General features: G+C 44.6%; 15 protein-coding genes. 8 read left to right on the forward strand and 7 right to left on the reverse strand.

What is annotated here, in order from left to right; all coding sequences use genetic code 11:
* Nucleotides 1-75: 75 nt before the first annotated feature.
* Nucleotides 76-1,389, reverse strand: a complete 1,314-nt coding sequence (locus KI655_RS00150; RefSeq protein WP_285400695.1) for an aspartate aminotransferase family protein — start codon at nt 1,387-1,389, stop codon at nt 76-78.
* A gap of 240 nt (nt 1,390-1,629) precedes the next feature.
* Here KI655_RS00150 and KI655_RS00155 point away from each other — a divergent pair, with 240 nt between their 5' ends.
* Nucleotides 1,630-2,349 (forward strand): sulfite exporter TauE/SafE family protein, encoded by a 720-nt coding sequence (locus tag KI655_RS00155; protein WP_285400696.1) that lies wholly within the window; start codon nt 1,630-1,632, stop codon nt 2,347-2,349.
* Between the two features lie 30 nt (nt 2,350-2,379).
* Nucleotides 2,380-3,132 (forward strand): SDR family NAD(P)-dependent oxidoreductase, encoded by a 753-nt coding sequence (locus KI655_RS00160; protein WP_285400697.1) that lies wholly within the window; start codon nt 2,380-2,382, stop codon nt 3,130-3,132.
* Nucleotides 3,133-3,220: 88 nt separating this feature from the next.
* On the opposite strand, the gene KI655_RS00165 is transcribed toward KI655_RS00160, so the two are convergent.
* The 3 genes from KI655_RS00165 to KI655_RS00175 all read right to left on the reverse strand — a co-directional run bounded on the left by KI655_RS00165 (nt 3,221) and on the right by KI655_RS00175 (nt 7,017).
* The gene (locus tag KI655_RS00165; RefSeq protein WP_285400698.1) at nt 3,221-4,831 is read right to left on the reverse strand and encodes an MFS transporter; all 1,611 of its coding nucleotides are present in this window, start codon (nt 4,829-4,831) and stop codon (nt 3,221-3,223) included.
* A gap of 68 nt (nt 4,832-4,899) precedes the next feature.
* Complete coding sequence (locus KI655_RS00170; RefSeq protein WP_285400699.1) at nt 4,900-5,652, reverse strand: SDR family NAD(P)-dependent oxidoreductase; 753 nt, start codon at nt 5,650-5,652, stop codon at nt 4,900-4,902.
* Between the two features lie 615 nt (nt 5,653-6,267).
* On the reverse strand, nt 6,268-7,017 hold the full coding sequence (locus tag KI655_RS00175) for an SDR family NAD(P)-dependent oxidoreductase (protein WP_285400700.1): 750 nt from the start codon (nt 7,015-7,017) through the stop codon (nt 6,268-6,270).
* A gap of 531 nt (nt 7,018-7,548) precedes the next feature.
* Between KI655_RS00175 and KI655_RS00180 the strand changes: the two genes are divergently transcribed.
* Entirely contained in the window at nt 7,549-8,730 is a 1,182-nt protein-coding gene (locus KI655_RS00180) for a hypothetical protein (protein ID WP_285400701.1), read from the forward strand.
* Nucleotides 8,731-8,988: 258 nt separating this feature from the next.
* Here the strand turns inward: KI655_RS00180 and KI655_RS00185 are convergent, their stop codons facing one another.
* Together KI655_RS00185 and KI655_RS00190 are read right to left on the reverse strand one after the other, a co-directional pair.
* Complete coding sequence (locus tag KI655_RS00185) at nt 8,989-10,155, reverse strand: OmpP1/FadL family transporter (RefSeq protein WP_285400702.1); 1,167 nt, start codon at nt 10,153-10,155, stop codon at nt 8,989-8,991.
* A gap of 217 nt (nt 10,156-10,372) precedes the next feature.
* Entirely contained in the window at nt 10,373-11,257 is an 885-nt protein-coding gene (locus KI655_RS00190; protein WP_285400703.1) for a LysR family transcriptional regulator, read from the reverse strand.
* Between the two features lie 346 nt (nt 11,258-11,603).
* Between KI655_RS00190 and KI655_RS00195 the strand changes: the two genes are divergently transcribed.
* From KI655_RS00195 to KI655_RS00215, 5 genes are all read left to right on the forward strand, one after another.
* A complete protein-coding gene (locus KI655_RS00195) occupies nt 11,604-12,791 on the forward strand; it encodes a hypothetical protein (RefSeq protein ID WP_285400704.1) in 1,188 nt (395 codons plus the stop codon).
* Nucleotides 12,792-14,161: 1,370 nt separating this feature from the next.
* On the forward strand, nt 14,162-15,034 hold the full coding sequence (locus tag KI655_RS00200) for an alpha/beta hydrolase (protein ID WP_285400705.1): 873 nt from the start codon (nt 14,162-14,164) through the stop codon (nt 15,032-15,034).
* 46 nt (nt 15,035-15,080) lie between these two features.
* Complete coding sequence (locus KI655_RS00205) at nt 15,081-15,908, forward strand: oxidoreductase (protein WP_285400706.1); 828 nt, start codon at nt 15,081-15,083, stop codon at nt 15,906-15,908.
* Nucleotides 15,909-15,947: 39 nt separating this feature from the next.
* Nucleotides 15,948-16,439, forward strand: a complete 492-nt coding sequence (locus tag KI655_RS00210) for an SRPBCC family protein (RefSeq protein ID WP_285400707.1) — start codon at nt 15,948-15,950, stop codon at nt 16,437-16,439.
* 15 nt (nt 16,440-16,454) lie between these two features.
* Nucleotides 16,455-17,366 carry an AraC family transcriptional regulator gene (locus KI655_RS00215; RefSeq protein WP_285400708.1) on the forward strand — a complete coding sequence of 304 codons (912 nt, stop codon included), beginning with the start codon at nt 16,455-16,457 and terminating at the stop codon, nt 17,364-17,366.
* Between the two features lie 122 nt (nt 17,367-17,488).
* Here KI655_RS00215 and KI655_RS00220 read toward each other — a convergent pair whose 3' ends face one another.
* Nucleotides 17,489-18,427 (reverse strand): LysR family transcriptional regulator, encoded by a 939-nt coding sequence (locus KI655_RS00220; protein ID WP_285400709.1) that lies wholly within the window; start codon nt 18,425-18,427, stop codon nt 17,489-17,491.
* Nucleotides 18,428-18,566 lie beyond the last annotated feature (139 nt).

The raw sequence follows: 18,566 nt of genomic DNA on the forward strand, positions 1-18,566 counted from the left end.
CTTGTCTTTGGGTTCATTAACTAAAAGTGCCAAGCATGTTGCTTGGCACTTGTTTTAATCTTTGGCTGATTTGTATTAGTCGAACTGACTTAAAACTTCATCGATAATCGCCACACCATCTTTGATCTCATTCGGCTTAATAATGAGCGGAGGGGTGACATGAATGCGATTGTTTACGATAAAGGTGAGTAGGCCTTGTTCGGTGAGCTTTTGCTTAATTTGACCCATTTTCGCGTTGCTAAGTGGTTCCTTGGTCGCGCGATCTTCGACCAGCTCCACTGCCCAAAACATGCCCTTGCCTCGAATGTTGCCGATGATGCTACGTTTTTCCATTAACGCGATCAGTGATGGCCCAAGAAGCGAGTTACCAATCTCGTCTGCGTAATGAATGATGCCTTCCTCCTCCATGGCGTCGATGGCAGCTACGATAGTAGACATTGCAAGGGGATGGCCAGAGTAGGTAAGCCCGCCCATGAAGAACTCAGACTTGAAGAAGTCACATATCGCCTCACTGACCAGTACACCACCGACGGGTACATAACCTGAGTTGACCCCTTTCGCGAAGGTCACTAAATCTGGAGTGACATTAAAGTGCTCAAACGCGAACCATTTACCCGTGCGCCCAAAACCGACCATGACTTCATCAAAAATCAATTGAATCCCATGTTTGGTTGCAAGATCACGAACGCCTTGCAAGTAACCTTCTGGCGGGAGCAGGAAGCCTGCTGTGCCCGGAATCGTCTCAAGTAAAATGGCTGCGATAGAGCCTGGGCCTTCACACTCGATAACGCGCTCTAAGTGAGCCAATGCGCGTTCACACTCTTCTATTTCTGACGTCGCGTTGAATTCAGTTCGATATAAATAAGGGTTGAAGAAGTGTACGTGACCACGGCTGTATTCGTTGGGGACGCGTCTAAAATCTCCGGTTGCTGCGATGGCTGAGCCTGTATTGCCGTGGTACGAGCGATAGGCTGATAGCACTTTGTCGCGGCCAGTAAACTGTCGTGCCATTCGAATTGCGTTTTCATTGGCATCGGCACCTGCGTTGGTAAAGAACACCTTTTTGAAGGCACTTGGTGCTCGCTCAAGGATTTTCTTAGCTGCTATCCCTCGAGTTAAGTTTGCGGTTGCCGGAGCGATGGTTGCGAGTGTGTCCGCCTGCATTTTAAGAGCTTCAATCACTTTAGGGTGCTGGTGACCAATGTTGGTGTTCACAAGCTGACTGCTGAAGTCTAAATACTCGCTCCCGTCAAAGTCCCACATAGTGCAACCTTGCCCACGAGCTATCGCAATTGGGGTGGCACTCTCTTGAACGGACCAAGAATGAAACACGTTCTTGTCGAGTTCAATGACGTCTTGGTTAGTGATTTCAGATGATAACAAATCCATTTTATTCTCCTGTGCAATAACATCGCTCTTGATGGCGAGCAGTAACGCTATCTTGGCGAGAAAAACTCGTGGAGGTGTAGTGTCAGTTTAAAAAAAGTGGTGGGTCAGTATCGCCGCGTCTGTCTGCCCTAAAGGATTTAGAAAACTGGCTCTATGGCGTTCAAGTCAACCTCATTACATTGAAAACACGGAACGCATCTGATGTCAGGTGCACAGTAGACGCAATGGAACCACTAACTCATGACTTGGACAGAACTCGGAATTGGATCACTTTTGATTGTTTTTGCGGGTGTGGTTCGCGGCTATTCAGGTTTTGGATTTGCTGTGATTGCTGCGCTTTGTCTGAACTTTGTTGTTACGCCAATTGAGTCGATTGTTATCGCTATTACTCTCGATTTGCTTAGTAGCCTGTGTCTTATTCGAGGTGTTGGCGCCAACATCGATAGGCCGTTAGTAACAAAGCTGATTACGGGGATGCTAATAGCGACACCTTTTTCGTTGTTTGTAGTGTCATGGGTGTCATCGGATGGATTAAAGCTTCTTATTGCTGGCTTATCTATGGTTGCTGGCGGATTGATCATGTTGGATCTAAGGCTAAATTGGCTTGATAAGCGTTATTCGTTAGCTGTCGGAGCATTCTCTGGATTTGGCATGACGGCTGGTTCTGCTGGTGGACCGCCCTTAATTTTGTATTTACTCAATCTGATGATGAGTTCTAACGAGCTTCGGGCGACAGCCATCGTATTTTTCATGGCGAGTGCAATGACGTCGATTGTAGGGCTAACAGTCATTGGGGCGGTGACCGGACATTTGATCATGACGAGTATGACGCTGCTACCCGCTGCGTTAGTCGGTAACACCATTGGTAAGAAGATGCATCAATGGTTGCCTGAGCTTTCTCCAAGGCTAACAACCGCACCCATTCTGATGGGGCTAGCACTCGTTACATTTTTACTCTAATTGGGACTTACTTTAAAAGGGAAAAGCAAGATGAAGAAAATTGCATTTATTACCGGCGCTACTTCTGGTTTTGGACGCGCAGCAGCACATAAGTTTGCAAGCGAAGGCTGGTCTTTGGTGCTCTCGGGTAGACGCCTAGAGCGATTACTAGATCTTAAAGAAGAGTTGGGTGTACCGACGCACATCATACAGCTAGACGTGCGTGATGCTGATGCCGTTAAACAGGCTGTTGATGCGTTACCAAGCGAGTTTTCACAGGTGACGGCATTGATTAACAATGCGGGCTTGGCGTTGGCTCCGGAGGGTGCGCCGAAGGTCGATCTTACCGACTGGCACACGATGATAGACACAAACTGTACAGGTCTTGTTAACGTTACCCACGCGCTACTTCCTAAGCTTATTGAAGTTGGGGCAGGGACCACAATCATCAACGTTGGGTCGATAGCGGGTCAGTGGCCATACCCGGGCAGTCATGTCTATGGTGCGAGTAAAGCATTCGTAAAGCAGTTCAGTTACAACCTGCGTTGCGACCTTCAAGGTACTGGAGTGCGAGTGACCGACCTCTCGCCAGGCATAGCAGAAACGGAATTTACGCTAGTGAGAACCAAAGGGGACCAGTCAGCCTCAGATAACTTATATCGCGGCACAACGCCGTTAAGCGCTGAAGATATCGCCGAACATATGTTCTACATTGCGTCTCTACCAGATCATATTAATATCAACAGAGTCGAGGTCATGCCAACCCGTCAGGCTTGGTCACCGTTTGCAATTGACCGTGACTAGAGAGCAGCCCAATAGTAGTGGCCAGTTTCGCTGAGCCACTACATTTTGAAACCATGGAATAATTAAACGTATCTTAGATAACAATCTATTATATTTTGTCTTTCATTAGTGAGTAATTCGGTAACCCATTACAGATTGAGATAGACAGAGACATCCAGATGAGTAAAACCAACATAGTGTAGTTCACCGATGTCAGACGAGAGTCTGCGACAATGGCTAACACTTCGTTGTAATCAGACTGGTCAATGGTGCTATTTTCCATCATTCCAACCACCATCTCATTAGAGGAGAACGGAATCAGTTTCTCTTGAGATATGATCTCTTGAGTCTCATAAGAGAGGTTAGACGCACTAATCACATCTTTTTTGATTTCACCTGTGAAAGAGAACAGCATGATGGAGCCCAATATGGCTACGCCCATCGCTTGACCAAAATTGCGGAATGTTGCTTGAATACCGCCCGATTGACGCGCTTCTTTTTCAGGTAGAGCATCGGTTACAACCAATGAGGATTGAGAGGCTACAATACCAGTGCCTGTTCCAAACAGAAGTAGGGATGGAAATTGCCACCAAGTAATGCCATCAACATCGAAACCTAGGAACATCATGAGTACACCACTTGCAACTAAAACGAAGCCAAGCTGAGTGACACGTCGGCAGGTTAAGTGACTAAGCTGCTTGGTAGTTGCAATAGAGCCAACGATCATACCCACCGCAAAAACCACCAATGCAGATGCTGATTCAATGGCATTGAAGCCTGCGACAAGCTGCATGAAACTCACGTTCACAAATGATGTAAAGCCGAACAGTAGGAATACAGTCGCGCACAAATATAGACCGCGCAGTACCTGTGGGTTGGTTAAGAATATTTGTGGAAGCAAAGGCGTACCACCAGAAAGTTCAAACTTCTTCTCCCACTTGATTAGAGCAATTAGGATCATAATCCCCAAAGCAACTGACACGAGTGATGGAGAGATACCCAAGATTTGGACGTCGCCAAGCGGCTCAATTAAACCCCATTCAGAAATTTTCAGTAGACCTGTAACGAAAAATGCAAGGCCGATAGCAGCCAATATGATGCCCGTGAAGTCGATTTTTCCAGAGAACTTCTCTGAATCGATATTAGGAATCACCAAAATAACGGACGCAGTCAGCACTGCACAGTAAAGGCCTTGGACTGCGAATGCCGCGCGGAAACCTGCAATGTCGATCATGAAGCCGAAAATAACGGGAGCAAGTGCACTGGCTACACCGAGGAAAGCCGCAATAGAGGCGAAGGCAATCGCCTGATCTTTACCTTTGTAGATACCTGCAATGTTGGCTAGTACGGCAGGTATTAAGAGGCAGCCTGCAACGCCACAAGACAGACGAGCAACATAGTTAAGCACATCCATATTCGGTGCAACAGAACTAGCAAAAGCGGAAATCGCCATCAATGCTGCACCAATGATCATCTGGCGCTTCCAGCCAATTATGAGGCCCGTTAGGCCACCTGTGATCATGCCGGCTGCGGCCACGAGTGGATAGATGGCATTCGCCATTTGAATTTCTGCCATCGTCGAACCGAATAAGCTAAGCATAGCTTCAGTAGCAACCGCTAAACCTGCATTGTCCGACATAGTAGAAAACTGAGCTGCCAGTAACACATAAAGCGGAAACCATTTCTTTGGATCCGCTTTGGTCGTGGTAGTTGTTGTCATAACAAACCTCTTGTCATTTTAGGAGAAGAAGTGCTGCCTTAGGTTTGTCTAGAGCAGCACTTAATTGATTAGCGGATTAGGTAGCCGCCGTCTGCTGCGTAGTAGTTGCCTGTTATAAAGCTGGCTTTATCAGAGCTAACGAAAGTCACTACGTCTGCAATTTCTTGTTCTTCGCCAAGGCGACCTACTGCGTGAAGTACTTTCAAGCCTTCTACTTGCTCGTCGTTCAAAGCAGCCGTTACAAGAGGAGTGTTGACATAAGCTGGGCCTACACAGTTAACGCGAATGTTCTCGCCTGCGTGATCCAATGCTGCGTTTTTAGTTAAACCGATAACGGCGTGTTTTGAAGCCACGTAAGCGCCTGCACCCGAAAAACCACGTTGGCTCAATACCGAACCGATGTTTACAATGCTGCCACCGCCGTTTTTACGCATTTGCTCGATTTGCGTTTTCATGCCGTAGAAAACGCCAGACAGGTTCACTTCCATAACGAACTTCCAGCTGTCTACTGTGATGTCGCCTGTTGCGTGAAGCTCGTGGCTGACACCTGCGTTATTACAAGCAATATCCAAACGACCGTATTCGGATACTGCGCGCTCAACTAACGCGATATGATCTTCCATGTTTGCAACATTCGCATACTGGAAGCAAGCAGTGCCGCCAAGAGCAACGATTTGATCAACCGTTTCTTGTCCGCCTTGCTCGTTAATATCAGAAACAACAACTTTTGCGCCGTTGTTTGCGTAGTCAATAGCTATGCTTCGTCCGATCCCTGAACCTGCACCCGTTACAACCGCAACTTTATCTTGTAGAGTTTTCATATTTTTTGTCCTCGTCAATTGGGAAGAAGCAAAAATTAGCCGAGCTAATTTACGCAGTTATAGTAGGCTTCGAATTCTTCTGGCACGAGGAAATGCGGAATTTACGAACGGGAAAGCGCTTGTATACGTGAGTAAATGGCTCATATAAAGCTTAATTAGTCCATTATTGGTATTGGCAAAGGTAAGTTGTTTCGTTCGCATAGCTTACCCGTTCTTGTCTCTCCCGCCTTTCTGGTCAATGGGTTATATTTCGGATAAACAATGTCAGGGTATGAAGGAGGCGCAAAGCTAGTTTCGACCCAAGTCCTATCTCGACATGGCTCATAGTTGTGATTGAGTGCAGTGTGTTCATGTTCTTTCTCTACCACGTACTCATGATACCCATTGGCTACATGGTTTTGAGAGTGGGTGAGAAACCCACTGAGGGCGAAGCAAGGACTCGCCACCAATGACGTGAATAATAAAAAGTAAGGGTGTTGGTATCGGGTTGTTTTTTTCATGTCATTCCACCTAATAAGTTGTTAGTCAGAACAATAAAAAAAGGGCCAGCGTGATAGCTGGCCAAACAAGCGGGGTTCGCTCTAAAAAGAAGAAGTTCACAAATGTGCAGCTTTACTAGACTGCTAAGTAGCCGCCATCAACGTTGTAATATGCCCCGTTGATGAAGCCCGCGCGCTCAGAAGCAAGAAAAGCAACAACTTCACTGATCTCGCGTGGTTTACCGATTCGACCGATTGGGTGAGCAGCAAGAACGGCAGCTGCTGACTCTTCGTCCGCCTCTTCAGTAATCATTGGTGTTTCAATCACACCAGGTGCAACCATATTGATACGAATACCGTGACGCGCATAATCAACCGCGTAAGTAGACGTTAGGCCATTTACAGCATGTTTAGATGCTGCATAAGGTGCACAGAATGGAATAGCAGCACGACCTGCAATTGACGTCGTGTTGATAATCGCTGGGTTAGCAATTCCATTTGCTAGGAAGTATTTGATTTGAGCGTTCATCGCAAGAGCAACACCACGAACATTGATTTCAAATACTTTGTCGAACACGTCCATGTCTTGGTCAGCACCAAGCTTGTCTGTTTGACCGATGATACCTGCATTGTTAAATGCAATATCAACCTTACCGAACGTCTCAACACCCGTGTCAATAAGCATCTGATGGTCGTCAGAACTTGTTACATTTGCTCTAACGAAAACGATGTTCTCGTTTGTCTCAGCGAGCGTAAGGATGTCGTCAGAAGCAACGGTATCACCTGCAACTACTTTTGCACCTTCTTCTAGGAACAGACGAACACTGTCTAGGCCAATGCCAGAAGCAGCACCAGTAATAATGGCAACTTTATCTTGTAGTAACATTTTCATGTCCTCGTATGTAGGGGTTTTTAAACTGAATTCATCATAGAAAGTTGGCAAAAATTAAACGAGGAAAGGCAGAATTTACTCTTGGGAAAGCGCTAAGGCGTGCGAGGGAAAAGAGAGCACACGGCTCTTAATGAGTGCTCGTTACGGAAAGGTTTGGAGTTAAGACAAGGTTTTAGAAAGCGTTCTATTAGCAAATATCGGGATTGGGCGCTTTTATTTTATTGATATCAGTGAGTTAAGTATTTGACTTATTGAGGCGGCTATTGATTAGGCGGATATTTGCTTTTCTTAATCAACGGATGAGTTTTATGAATGCCTCTCTCTTGTTAATAATTACGCGATTCAATTTTGGTATTTGATTTATCTTTCAATTACTTAGTTTCAATTTCCTGTTGGGAACTCTTACGTTTCCTCGAAGAGGGCTATTTTATCGGTAACTATAAGCTGGCAAGTACAGGAGGTACTTAACATGATCAGCAAGGATCTCAGCTGAATAACTCATTTAGCAATAACGAGGAAACCCCTATGAGCAACAAAAGAATTCTGATCACTGGTGTTGGTGGCGTTGGCATTCATACTGCGCACCTTCTTTCAACTATGCCAGGCACTGATATTTACTTAGCTGATATCCGTGAGCAGCACGTGATTGCAAAAGCAAACTCGGTGTATGACTCTGCATATTACTTCAATAAAAACGAAGCGAATCGTCCGAATGTCTTCCCTGTTTCGATGAATATGCTCGACAAAGAAGCCATGCAAAAGCAGCTCGAAGAGATCAAACCAGACGTTATCATCCACTTAGCAACAATGATGGCGGCTCAAAAAATTCGAGCGGCTCTACCACTTGAAGCGGCTCAGAAAGTTTACGATGCAAACCCAGTCGGTACTGGCTTGCGTCCGTGGGCACCTGGTCACTGTGTACTGCTATTCAACCTAATGTCGGCAATTAAGGATTCTGGTATCCAAACGCACGTTGTTAATGGTTCTGGCTGTGATTATCTGAACGTGGCATTCCACAATATCGGCATGCCAATAACTTGTGGTCTAGGTGATTGGGCACTGGCTGAGCCAGGACTTGTTCGTGCCATTGCTAAGCGTCTTGATGTTCACGAGCGCGACGTAACGCTTTACCTAGCGGGTCACCACTCATTGATCATGCCTCTTGCATACTACGGTAGCCTACTTGATATTCCTTCATACATTAAAGTGGAAGTTTTGGGTACCGATGTGACTGACAAGCTTGATTTCGAAGGCGATATCTTTAAAGAGTTCCACAAGTACAATTCATGGCCAGAGGTCGCAGAAGATCGTGACCAAGAGCAAACGTCTTCTCACGCTGCTGCTATTGCTCGTGCGATCGTATTTGACACCAACGAAATCATGAATGTACCAGGCCCTGAAGGTTTACCAGGTTGTTACCCATGTCGTGTTAATAAAGACGGCGTTCATGTCATTATTCCTGAGGGAACAACACGTGAAGAGCTTATTGCGGTTAACGAACATGGTAACGTAGCGGAAGGATTCTCTGAAATCCGCGCTGACGGTACTATGGTTGCGAACGATTATACAACCAAAATCATTGAAGAAGAGTTTGAGATGGAGTGGAGATATCGTGAATTCCAACCCCATCAGGCGATGGAAGCGTTCCAAGAAATCAACGAAGGCTTCAAACGCTACGTAGCAAAGAACCCAATTACGGAAGCCTAATGCGCGGTAAAGCCAATTTCCTCTCGTATCCCCAAAGCCAGCATCTCTGCTGGCTTTTTTCATCTAAGCAAAGCTCACGCTTTAAGGCTATCGATGAGGCAAAGCGATTTACATTGGTTCGCACAGAAATACGTGGAATCGCTATTGACATTGTCTAAAGTAAAAAACATAGATTGTGAGAATTTTCAAAAGGTGCCGATAGAAAAAGCAGCATAAAGTGACACTTTATGCTGCTTTTGAATGAAAGCTAGTCGTGACTTAGTAAGCGTAAGACAGGCTTAACCAATGCAGGCGGTGTGAGGTCATTTTACCTTGGTAATCAATGATACCGAAATCGTAAGCAACAGTTGGCGTACCAAGATCGCGGTATTCATAGGCGAGACCAACACGATGGCCATTACTCATGGTGTATTCTAAACCGGCACCAATCGCGTATTGCTCGACCAAAGGCAGGTCCGACTCAGCATCGCTGGCATTCATTGATTTGCTGTCCCAACGTGCGCCCGCTTGGTACTTCATGTTTCCGTCAGTGTAATTTACTGCTGCACCTAAGTGGTAGACGTTATTCATCTCACGACCGTCTTTAATGCCGACGATTTTGTCGCCTTTGCCATACTCTTTCCACTCTTCAAAGCCTGTTTGAAGTTTAATTCCCCAATTCTCGTCAAACTGGTGGCTTAAACCGACGGTAAGAATACTTGGGTATTTAAACTCTTTATCCCCGACGCCTTGTAAATGGATTTTATGCTTTGCTGCGTGCTTGTAATTCACAGCAATGTAAGTATCAGGAGTAAAATCGTACATTGCGGAGAGCATAAAGGTTGGCTCTACCGAGTTATCGTCTGCATTAACACGTCCAAGACCCGCAACATCATTGGTTTTGATTTCGGCTTCCATGTATTGCGCAATGACCGCAGCACCAAGAGTGAACTTATCGTTCACTTGATATGAACCACCGAAGTTGAAGTTGATGAACTCTACTGCTTGTTCGTCGTAGATGCCACCGCCCATTAGACCGTTGCTGTAATCGAGTCCAAGACCACCTTCACCATGGACAGATACGCCAAGCACCACTTGGTCGTTTATACGCTTTGCGTAGGCGGCACTAGGAATCAGTTTGCGCTTTTTACCGCGGGTGGTGGTGTAGATATCGTACTTATCAGATTCTGGGTTGTATAAGTAGCCACTGTGTGCGGAAGCTGCATCCAAGAAGGAGGCACCAACCGAGAAGCTGTAATCTTTCACGGAGGCTAAACCTGCGGGGCTGGTAGCCATCGCTGAAGCGTCCGTGCGGTTTGTTGCGTTGGCAATCCCTGCCGAAGAAACACTGTCAAACGTTGCAATCTCTGGAAGCGTAATACCACCTGCATGGGCACCAGTCGCAAACAGAGCAGAAACGATCATCGCTGTTCTAGTTAGTTTCATTGAGAGAACCTCATATACACTTAAGCATTGTCTACAGCGCGAAAAATCACGCCAATCTAGACAGATAGTACGAGGTAGGCCTAAGGCCTCACGAGGAAAAGCAAGATTTACGAACGTTCAATTGTATGAGCGAGTAGGTGATTTTGGGCGAGTGACAAGATTAGGGTGGGGATACAGGTTTTCATTTTTACCTGTCTCCCCAAACGCGACTTTTTGATTACACTTTGGCTTTTTTCATAGTCTTGATGATGGCATCAAACAACCATTGGTTTTGCGGATCACGTTGTTGTGCGCGACGACAACTGACCACATAAGTGACATTAAAGCTTTCACTGTTGGGTGGCTCAATGACGCGGCAACCATCTGGTACGTTGTACGACATAGTCAAACCATAATGGTCAGACTGCTGAACGATCTTATGGCTGATAACAGGATGCTCAACTTCTATGGCTGGGTTAACTTGAAAGCCAAAGATTCTTAAGCGATCTAACATCCGGTATTTATGGTCGTTCCATCCAGGTGTTTTTAGAACCACCATTGGATAAGCCATGAGCGACGAAATGTCTTTTGCTGGGTGGTCTTCGCGAACAAAGAAAACTGCTCGATCAGTGCCTAATGTGCGCTGATAGATAGATTGAGGTAAAGACTCATCAATATTGTGTACTGCAATCGCATTCTCACCATCAATCAGACGGTTCTTCGGATTTTGTCCCCAACGTCGAAATGAAAACTTCGCATGTGGGGCCTGCTCTCTTAAGTCTAGATAGAGCTGATCGCCGTATTGATCCCAAAACAGCGTGTTTGCATAAATGATGACAGTATCACGCAGTGCTGCAGCAGAAAATTCACGTTTGCCAATTGATTCCACACTGGCAAGGATCGCGTCGAAGCTGGATAAATTTTCTTCTAAAAAGGCAGTTGGCTCAAAGCCTTGCTTGGTTTGAACGAATAGGGGATCGTTTAGCTGAGTCTTTAATTTAGAAATGTTTTTACTGATGGCACCGGGTGTTTTACCTAAGGTTTCCGCAACCAGTTTAACGTTTCTCAGCTCGTACATCTTTCTCAGCACCAGAATGTTCTGAATGTCTAAGTTTAATTTCACAGGGTTACCTCTGAGAATAGGCCGTTGTAAGGTGAATTGTCTCAGCACATTAGAAACAATGCAATCAGAGTGCTTTTCCATATTCGCACATTTTGGTTTCCAATTGGTAAATTGCGTGTTCAGTTATAATTTTAAATCTCTTTAACTTGTTGATTTTTCGTTACATGCATTATGTAGTATTGCTTGATGTTGGTGATTTTTTGTAAAGGTATTTCCATGTTGGAAATACTCGTATCTCTCGACTTGTTTAGCGTCGTCCCTCAAATTTAGTGTCGTGATGTCAATACACGGACGATACCCAACTCGAAGGATTCGAGATAAACGTGAAAAATACAGAGGTGTCCTCATGGCAAATAAAAGAGTTCTTATTACAGGTGTTGGTGGTGTAGGCGTGTTTGCTGCGCATTTAACGGCAGCGCTTCCTGGTGTCGATTTATATCTTGGCGATATTCGTGAAAACTTTATTACCCAAAAGGCGTGTTGCATGAAAGATAACGCAATGTGGTCTAACCCACATAAGCCGTATCCAAACATCACGCCAGTGGTCATGAACCTCATGGATGTTGAAGCGACAACCGCTCAACTCGAAGAGATCAAGCCAGATGTGGTTATTCATTTAGCAACGCTTCTCGCTGCGGGTAAAATTCGTACCTCAGTACCGTTGGAAGTGGCAAAAACCATCTACGATCCAAACCCGGTAGGTACAGGTCTTCGCCCATGGGCACCAGGTCATGCAGTTCTTCTTGTCAATCTAATGAACTCAATCAAAAACGCAGGTCTTTCTGAACACACTAAAGTGATCAACGGTTCGGGTTGTGACTTCTTACACGTGGCTCTTAAGTCTCGCGGCCTTGAGCCAGTATGTGGTTTAGGTGACTTCGCACTCGGTGAGCCAGCAATAAAGCGTATCGTCTCGCGTAAGTACAATGTTGATCAAACTGATGTAACGGTTCACATGGCGGGTCATCATTCGCTCATCATGCCGCTAATGTGGTTTGGCACTAACCAAAACATTCCTTACTACATTAACGTCGCTGTTCTAGGTAAAAATGTAACGGCTGATCTAGATTTCGAAGGCGAAATATTCCCATCAATGGTGGCAGAAAATACGTGGCCAAATGAAGCGGGTCTTTGCGACCAAGAACAAACATCAGCTCACGGTGTGGCGATTGCACGTGCAATGTTGTTTGATGAAAATCGCGTTATGAATGTACCTGCGCCTCAAGGCCTGCCGGGTTGTTATCCTGCACGTGTCAGTGCGAAAGGCGTTGAAGTTATCGTTCCTGAAGGCACCACACTTGAAGAGATGATCAAGGTGAATGAAGCGGGTAACATGGCGGAAGGTTTTGCTGAGATCCGTGAAGATGGTACCATGGTCGCGACAGATATGACGGTGGAAATCGTTGAGCGCACATTTGGTATTGAGTGGAAATTCAAAGAGTTCACGCCAGATAACGCAATGGAGGCATTCCAAGAAATAAATACCGCTTTTAATCGTTTTGTCGAAGATTACCATGCGAACAACGCTCGATAGAAATATTCAATTAATCTAAGTATTAAATGAGCTTCAGCTCAATGTTTATAAGTGATTGCTAGACACCCTTTCAAATAGATAGGGTGTCTATGGACGGAGAATTTATTTGTACTCGTTCAGCGAGAAATTCATATCACCACACAATCTCATTAGCGTTCTTTTTCGTGATATTATTGAACGCCTTAAATGCAGATTGAGAAGCTACCATTGTTCAAGTTAGACAGAACTTCAACTATCAATATCTTGAGTTTTTCTCTTACATTCACCTCAGCGATAAGCCTTTTATACATTTACTCTTGGCCAGCCGCGTTCTTATGCCCTTTGCTCTGCTTACACATTCGTTATTATGATCTGACATCCCTACCTTTTTACATCTACGTCAAAATACTTTTTGTTAGTCTTGGGGGGATTATCTCAGGTTTAGCTATTAGTCAGTTATACCAAGTATCTCCCATACTGTTTGTATTTTCTTTCTTGTGTTTGTTGCTGGTTCTGTCACATAAGGACAGGTTTCATTCAAATGATTTTTACACATCTCTTAGACTTATATGTGCCACATTGGTTTGTACGACCACTCTCGTTCAGCCAAATAGCTCGATTGATTTTTCCGTAGCTTTGGCCTTAAATCTTTCAATCGCTATGGCAATGAGTCTCACTGTAGATAAGTTTCTGAGAAACACTCAACCATCCAAAGAACATCATGTCACAGAAAAGTCATTTACCTTCAACCCTTGGCGAACTCCAATGATGTTATCACCGGTAGTCTTCTTATTTTTATTAATTGAAATTCCCGATTACTACACAATAGTAATCGTTATTTGCATTTTGAGCTTTGCAACAAATCCACAGGCTATTAAGCACCAAAGCTTTAAATACCTTAAAGCTAACTTGCTCGGTGGGTTATTAGCTATCTTTGGTTTTTGTATGTACGAATTCATATCCATAGTCATTGGAGAATCCTCTTTGCTTGGGTTAGTTATAGCTTTCATGACTTCAAGCGTACTCGGCTACTTTATCTATGGTCCAGAGCCCTCCAATATTTCAGCTTTTACACTCTCACCTTTCGCACTACTTATTGTCCAATCCGACAATTCGAACTTTAACCTAGTCGACTCTTACTTACTTCGTATATCCTGTATTGTTATTGCGATTTTGTATATTCTAATCGTTATCAATATAGAGCTTTCATTGTCTAGCGAGCGGGATTAATTAGATTTAGGCAATAAGTCATTATCTCCCTTCCATGCTTGCAAGCATTTTCTTGCCTTTCGGAATATGTATACGTGCTTCTAGGATATGTATACGCCGCTCAAAAACATTCTCGATATACTGACTCTCGTCCCTAAGCACTGTGATACGGAGAGATGATCATGATTACCAAATACCTTGCAGATATGATGACGAAAGGCGGTCAATCACCAGTATTCGAGACGCCAGATCAGTATGACTTGAGCTACCAAGATGTCACTTTTAAGGCTGAGGATGGCGTTAAGCTATCAGGTTGGCTGATCGAAGGTTCGTCCGACAAAGTCATCATTCAGTCGCACTTTGGCGTTCAATGTAGTCGTGCAGGGTTCACCCCGGAAGGCAAAGGCCTCATAAAGCTCTACAAAGAAAGCATCTCTTTTTTACGCCAAGCAAAGCATTTAGTTGACCAAGGTTACAGCGTTCTGATGTACGACTTGCGTAACCATGGCAACAGTGAACAAGGTTCTAACCCATATATTGCATGGGGCTGTGAAGAGGCGAAAGATGTTGTTGCCGCAGTGAATTTTATTTCAAACCACCCTACATATAGAAACAGCCAGATTGGGTTACTCAGTATCTGCATGGGCACTAGTTCTACTGCTTTTGCGTATGGTTTGGAGAATGGCTTACAACATTACCCAAACATCAAAGCACTGATCTCTGTTCAGCCGCTGCGTTATGTTGATTACATGAGTGCAATGGGCATTCCGAACTTCTTAACCAACCGGGTGAATCAATACAATATTAAACGTGGTGGGGCAGACCTTGCAGGATCCTTTTTTGAACATGTATCTAACATCAAAGTACCGACTCTAGTGATTCAAAATAAGAATGACCCGTGGACCAAATTAGACAAAGTGGATGAGTATTACCGACTACTCGGTGGAGAAAAAGAGCTGTTAATGCTCGATTTACCTAAAAACCGCGCGGCTGCCTACGACTGGTTAGGTCAATCACCGGAACGACTCAGTACTTTCTTCAATAAGTACATGTAAACCTCAGATTAATTTGAAATTTTTAAAAACTAATATGGGAACAGCAATGACTAAGGCGAAAGTTATTTTCATTACCGGTGCATCTTCTGGTATGGGCAAAGATACGGCGATGGATCTCATTCAGCAAGGCCACATTGTTTATTGTGCGGCGCGCCGCGTTGAAGAGATGAATGATCTCAAGCTAGCGGGTGGGTATGTGCTTCAGCTCGATGTATCCAATGAACAAGACATCGCACACAGCGTAAACCAAATCATTGAAGAACAAGGTCGTATTGATGTTCTATGGAACAATGCAGGTTACGGCTTATATGGTTCGGTGGAAGAAACTAGCCTTGAAGATGCTAGATACCAGTTCGAAGTAAATGTATTTGGGCTAGCTCGATTAACCCAAATGGTGACCCCGTTTATGCGAGAAGCTCAATCAGGGACCATTATCAACACTTCATCGATTGGCGGTAAAATCTACGCACCTATGGGCGCTTGGTATCACGCGAGCAAACACGCCGTTGAAGGCTTCAGTGATTGTTTGCGACTAGAATTAGAGCCGAAAGGCATTAACGTCGTCGTTTTGGAACCTGGTGCAATCAAAACTGAGTTCCCTGAAGTGATGTCAAAACAAGTGTTAGGGAATTCCGGCCACGGACCTTATCAAGACTTAGCGAAGCGAGTTGCAAATCTGAGCCTTAAAGAGTCGGGAAAAGATGGTGCTGGCTCACCAACGGCGGTGATCTCCAAGGTGGTGCAAGAGATTATTTATAGCCCAAAACCTAAGACACGTTACGCAGTGGGAAAATTTTCTACCACAACTCTGCTAATGAGACGCTTCCTAAGCGACAGAATCTTTGATCGAATTATTGATTTTATGGTTCGTTAACTTTAGTCATTGAAACTCAAGTAATGTTGGAGACTTGCTATGCCTATTTTTAGTTCTCAAGCCTTGCTCGCAGCAAGTGTGTCGGCGAGCGCACTGCTTGGTGCAAAGTCGGTTCATACTGAAGTGATCATTCCTAGCGCCCCTGAAAATGTGTGGCAAGTTCTTGCTGACATTGAACGTTATTACCAATGGAACCCTGCAATAACGTTGGTTAATGGTGAGCTTAAAGAGGGTAATAAAGTGACGTATCGCTTTCAAGAGACCGACTCTAAAGCTGCGAACATCTCTTCCAGAGTCATCGAGATTACTCCTCATGCTCATTTGAATCATAACGGTGGTGTCTGGGGCATCATTACGTTTGATCAACACTATTATCTTGAACCGCATGAGCTCGGAACAAAGTTTATTATCCATGAGGACTACACTGGCGTGTACGTCAATTTTTGGGATGAAACACATACCCAACAGCAGTATCAGAATATGGCGGATGCGTTAAAACATCGTGTGTTAGATTTATACCCAAGTGAGTAAGTCGTAAGGTACTTTATGTCAGATATCGTTCACATCAAAGCTATTGCACAGATCCATAAAGCACTTGGACTGCCGGCTCCGGTGCACCCCCTTGTTTCTTTAATTCAAATTGATGAGAGAGTCACCAACTACGATTACGGCGACACTACCTATGTGTATGATTTTTATCAAATAGCGTTTAAGTCCGGTATTACTGGTGACATCACCTATGGTCGGAACCATTATGATTATGACCAAGGTAGCATGGTGTTTACCAAGCCTGGACAAGCGCAGCATTATAGCAATACGGCTGAAACTGAAGATGAGCATGGCTGGGTATTGTTGTTTCACCCGGATTTGATTCGTCGCTCAGGGCTAGCGAGTCACATGGATGGCTATTCTTTTTTCTCTTACGATACCAACGAGGCGCTGCATGTATCAGAGCGAGAAAAGAACATACTGAGTGACTTAATTTATCAGATAGAAGAAGAGTACAGCCAGAACATCGACAAGCATACTCAGCGCCTTATCGTTTCTAATATTGAGCTGATCCTGAACTATTGCACTCGCTACTATGAGCGTCAGTTCCTTGTCCGCCAAAACCATAACCTAGATTTGATGGAGAGAGTCGACATCATCTTGAACCAGTATTTTGAGTCTGACAATATCACTGAAAAGGGTTTACCAACCGTAAAATATCTCAGTGAAGCGATGTGTATGTCGAGCAGTTACCTCAGCGATATGATGAAAAACGCAACGGGTCGTAACGCTCAACAGTATATTCAAGACCAACTGATTGAACGGATTAAGAACGCGCTATTGAGCACCAATGAGCAAGTAAGCCAGATTGCTTATGGATTAGGGTTTGAGTACCCACAGCACCTCTCGAAGTTGTTTAAAGCGAAAACGGGAATGACCCCGGTCGAGTATAGGAAGTCTGTTAACTAGGTAGTCGAGATATATTTGACCAGAAGTCACCCAGCTGCCAGTCACGAAAGCCCCCTACGGTAAGATGAACAACTGGCTTGAAAGCCTCCGTTATACACTAGCGAGTCCTATCTAGAACAACGTTAACGTAAAGCCTCAAAGTTTGTGACGTAACCTTTTTCTCTCAATATATCATCAAAACAATCGAGCCAGGTTTTGATAAGCAGTTCGTTGCAGCGTGTTGTTTTCATCACGACACAATAATCGATGCGGTTATTGAAATCTTGTGGTCTTAACGCTTTCATTCGACCGCTGTCTAGCCATTGTTTGGCGTAGAAGCTTGGCAAGTAGCCAGCAAATTCATCAGTCAAAATCAAGAAAGCCGTAGCTTCTTTGTCGTCGGTCGTCGCCTTGGTGTTATAGCGCGACCACTCTACACCATTAGAGTAGTTTGATTGTATTGTCGGCAGCTGCAAAATATCCGTTTTGCTGATGTCGAGATAGCTGCGTCTGAAAATGGTGTGGTTGCTTGACGCGTACAAATACTCTTTTTCTTTGTACAGGTCGAGATAGGTCAATCCGGCGTCAGGCGTCGCCCTCTGCATAACGGCAATGTCGACTTCATCATGACTGAGCTTCTCTTTCGCTGCTTGGCTGCTTCCCATCGTGAGGTACAGATTAATGTTGGGAAACTTTTGGCTGACCTTCTGTAAGGTGTGGGTGACCAGCATCTCTTGGTGATTAATAAAGTTGTCGTCGATGTAAATACGTAGCTCGCCACGAGCGGTCTCATCGATGGAATTGATCACATTGGTGAAGTTATCAATCCCTTCATGTAAGGCCAAGTAGGCACGATAAATTACCTCCCCTTCAGGTGTTAGCTTGAAGCCGCTTCTCCCCCTTTGGCACAGGGAAAATCCAAATCGAGTTTCTAGATCTGACAGGGCGATACTGATGGTTGCTTTGTTTTTGCCTAGTACGTCTTGGGCTGGGGTGACGCCATTATTCTCAACCACCACTTTAAAGATGTTCAGCAGGCGTAAATCAGAGTGGGAAAATTGATTAATCGTTTTCTTAGCCATTGCTATCTCTAGTTAGTTTGAAATAAGCAAACTTACGTTTTGGTAAATGCAATTTAATGCGAGTAATGCGGTATGTAAAGTAAATGTTACCACTTTGCTTAATTGCTGTTTTGGCTGCATGTCGTAACAGCAGATAAAA

This window comes from Vibrio sp. D404a (assembly GCF_030248535.1).
GTDB lineage: Bacteria > Pseudomonadota > Gammaproteobacteria > Enterobacterales > Vibrionaceae > Vibrio.

What these genes read in the sequence shown, in the direction of transcription:
- KI655_RS00150 (WP_285400695.1), bottom strand. Translation starts at nt 1,389, where the DNA reads ATGGATTTGTTATCATCTGAAATCACTAACCAAGACGTCATTGAACTC.
- KI655_RS00155 (WP_285400696.1), top strand. Translation starts at nt 1,630, where the DNA reads ATGACTTGGACAGAACTCGGAATTGGATCACTTTTGATTGTTTTTGCG.
- KI655_RS00160 (WP_285400697.1), top strand. Translation starts at nt 2,380, where the DNA reads ATGAAGAAAATTGCATTTATTACCGGCGCTACTTCTGGTTTTGGACGC.
- KI655_RS00165 (WP_285400698.1), bottom strand. Translation starts at nt 4,831, where the DNA reads ATGACAACAACTACCACGACCAAAGCGGATCCAAAGAAATGGTTTCCG.
- KI655_RS00170 (WP_285400699.1), bottom strand. Translation starts at nt 5,652, where the DNA reads ATGAAAACTCTACAAGATAAAGTTGCGGTTGTAACGGGTGCAGGTTCA.
- KI655_RS00175 (WP_285400700.1), bottom strand. Translation starts at nt 7,017, where the DNA reads ATGTTACTACAAGATAAAGTTGCCATTATTACTGGTGCTGCTTCTGGC.
- KI655_RS00180 (WP_285400701.1), top strand. Translation starts at nt 7,549, where the DNA reads ATGAGCAACAAAAGAATTCTGATCACTGGTGTTGGTGGCGTTGGCATT.
- KI655_RS00185 (WP_285400702.1), bottom strand. Translation starts at nt 10,155, where the DNA reads ATGAAACTAACTAGAACAGCGATGATCGTTTCTGCTCTGTTTGCGACT.
- KI655_RS00195 (WP_285400704.1), top strand. Translation starts at nt 11,604, where the DNA reads ATGGCAAATAAAAGAGTTCTTATTACAGGTGTTGGTGGTGTAGGCGTG.
- KI655_RS00200 (WP_285400705.1), top strand. Translation starts at nt 14,162, where the DNA reads ATGATTACCAAATACCTTGCAGATATGATGACGAAAGGCGGTCAATCA.
- KI655_RS00205 (WP_285400706.1), top strand. Translation starts at nt 15,081, where the DNA reads ATGACTAAGGCGAAAGTTATTTTCATTACCGGTGCATCTTCTGGTATG.
- KI655_RS00210 (WP_285400707.1), top strand. Translation starts at nt 15,948, where the DNA reads ATGCCTATTTTTAGTTCTCAAGCCTTGCTCGCAGCAAGTGTGTCGGCG.
- KI655_RS00215 (WP_285400708.1), top strand. Translation starts at nt 16,455, where the DNA reads ATGTCAGATATCGTTCACATCAAAGCTATTGCACAGATCCATAAAGCA.
- KI655_RS00220 (WP_285400709.1), bottom strand. Translation starts at nt 18,427, where the DNA reads ATGGCTAAGAAAACGATTAATCAATTTTCCCACTCTGATTTACGCCTG.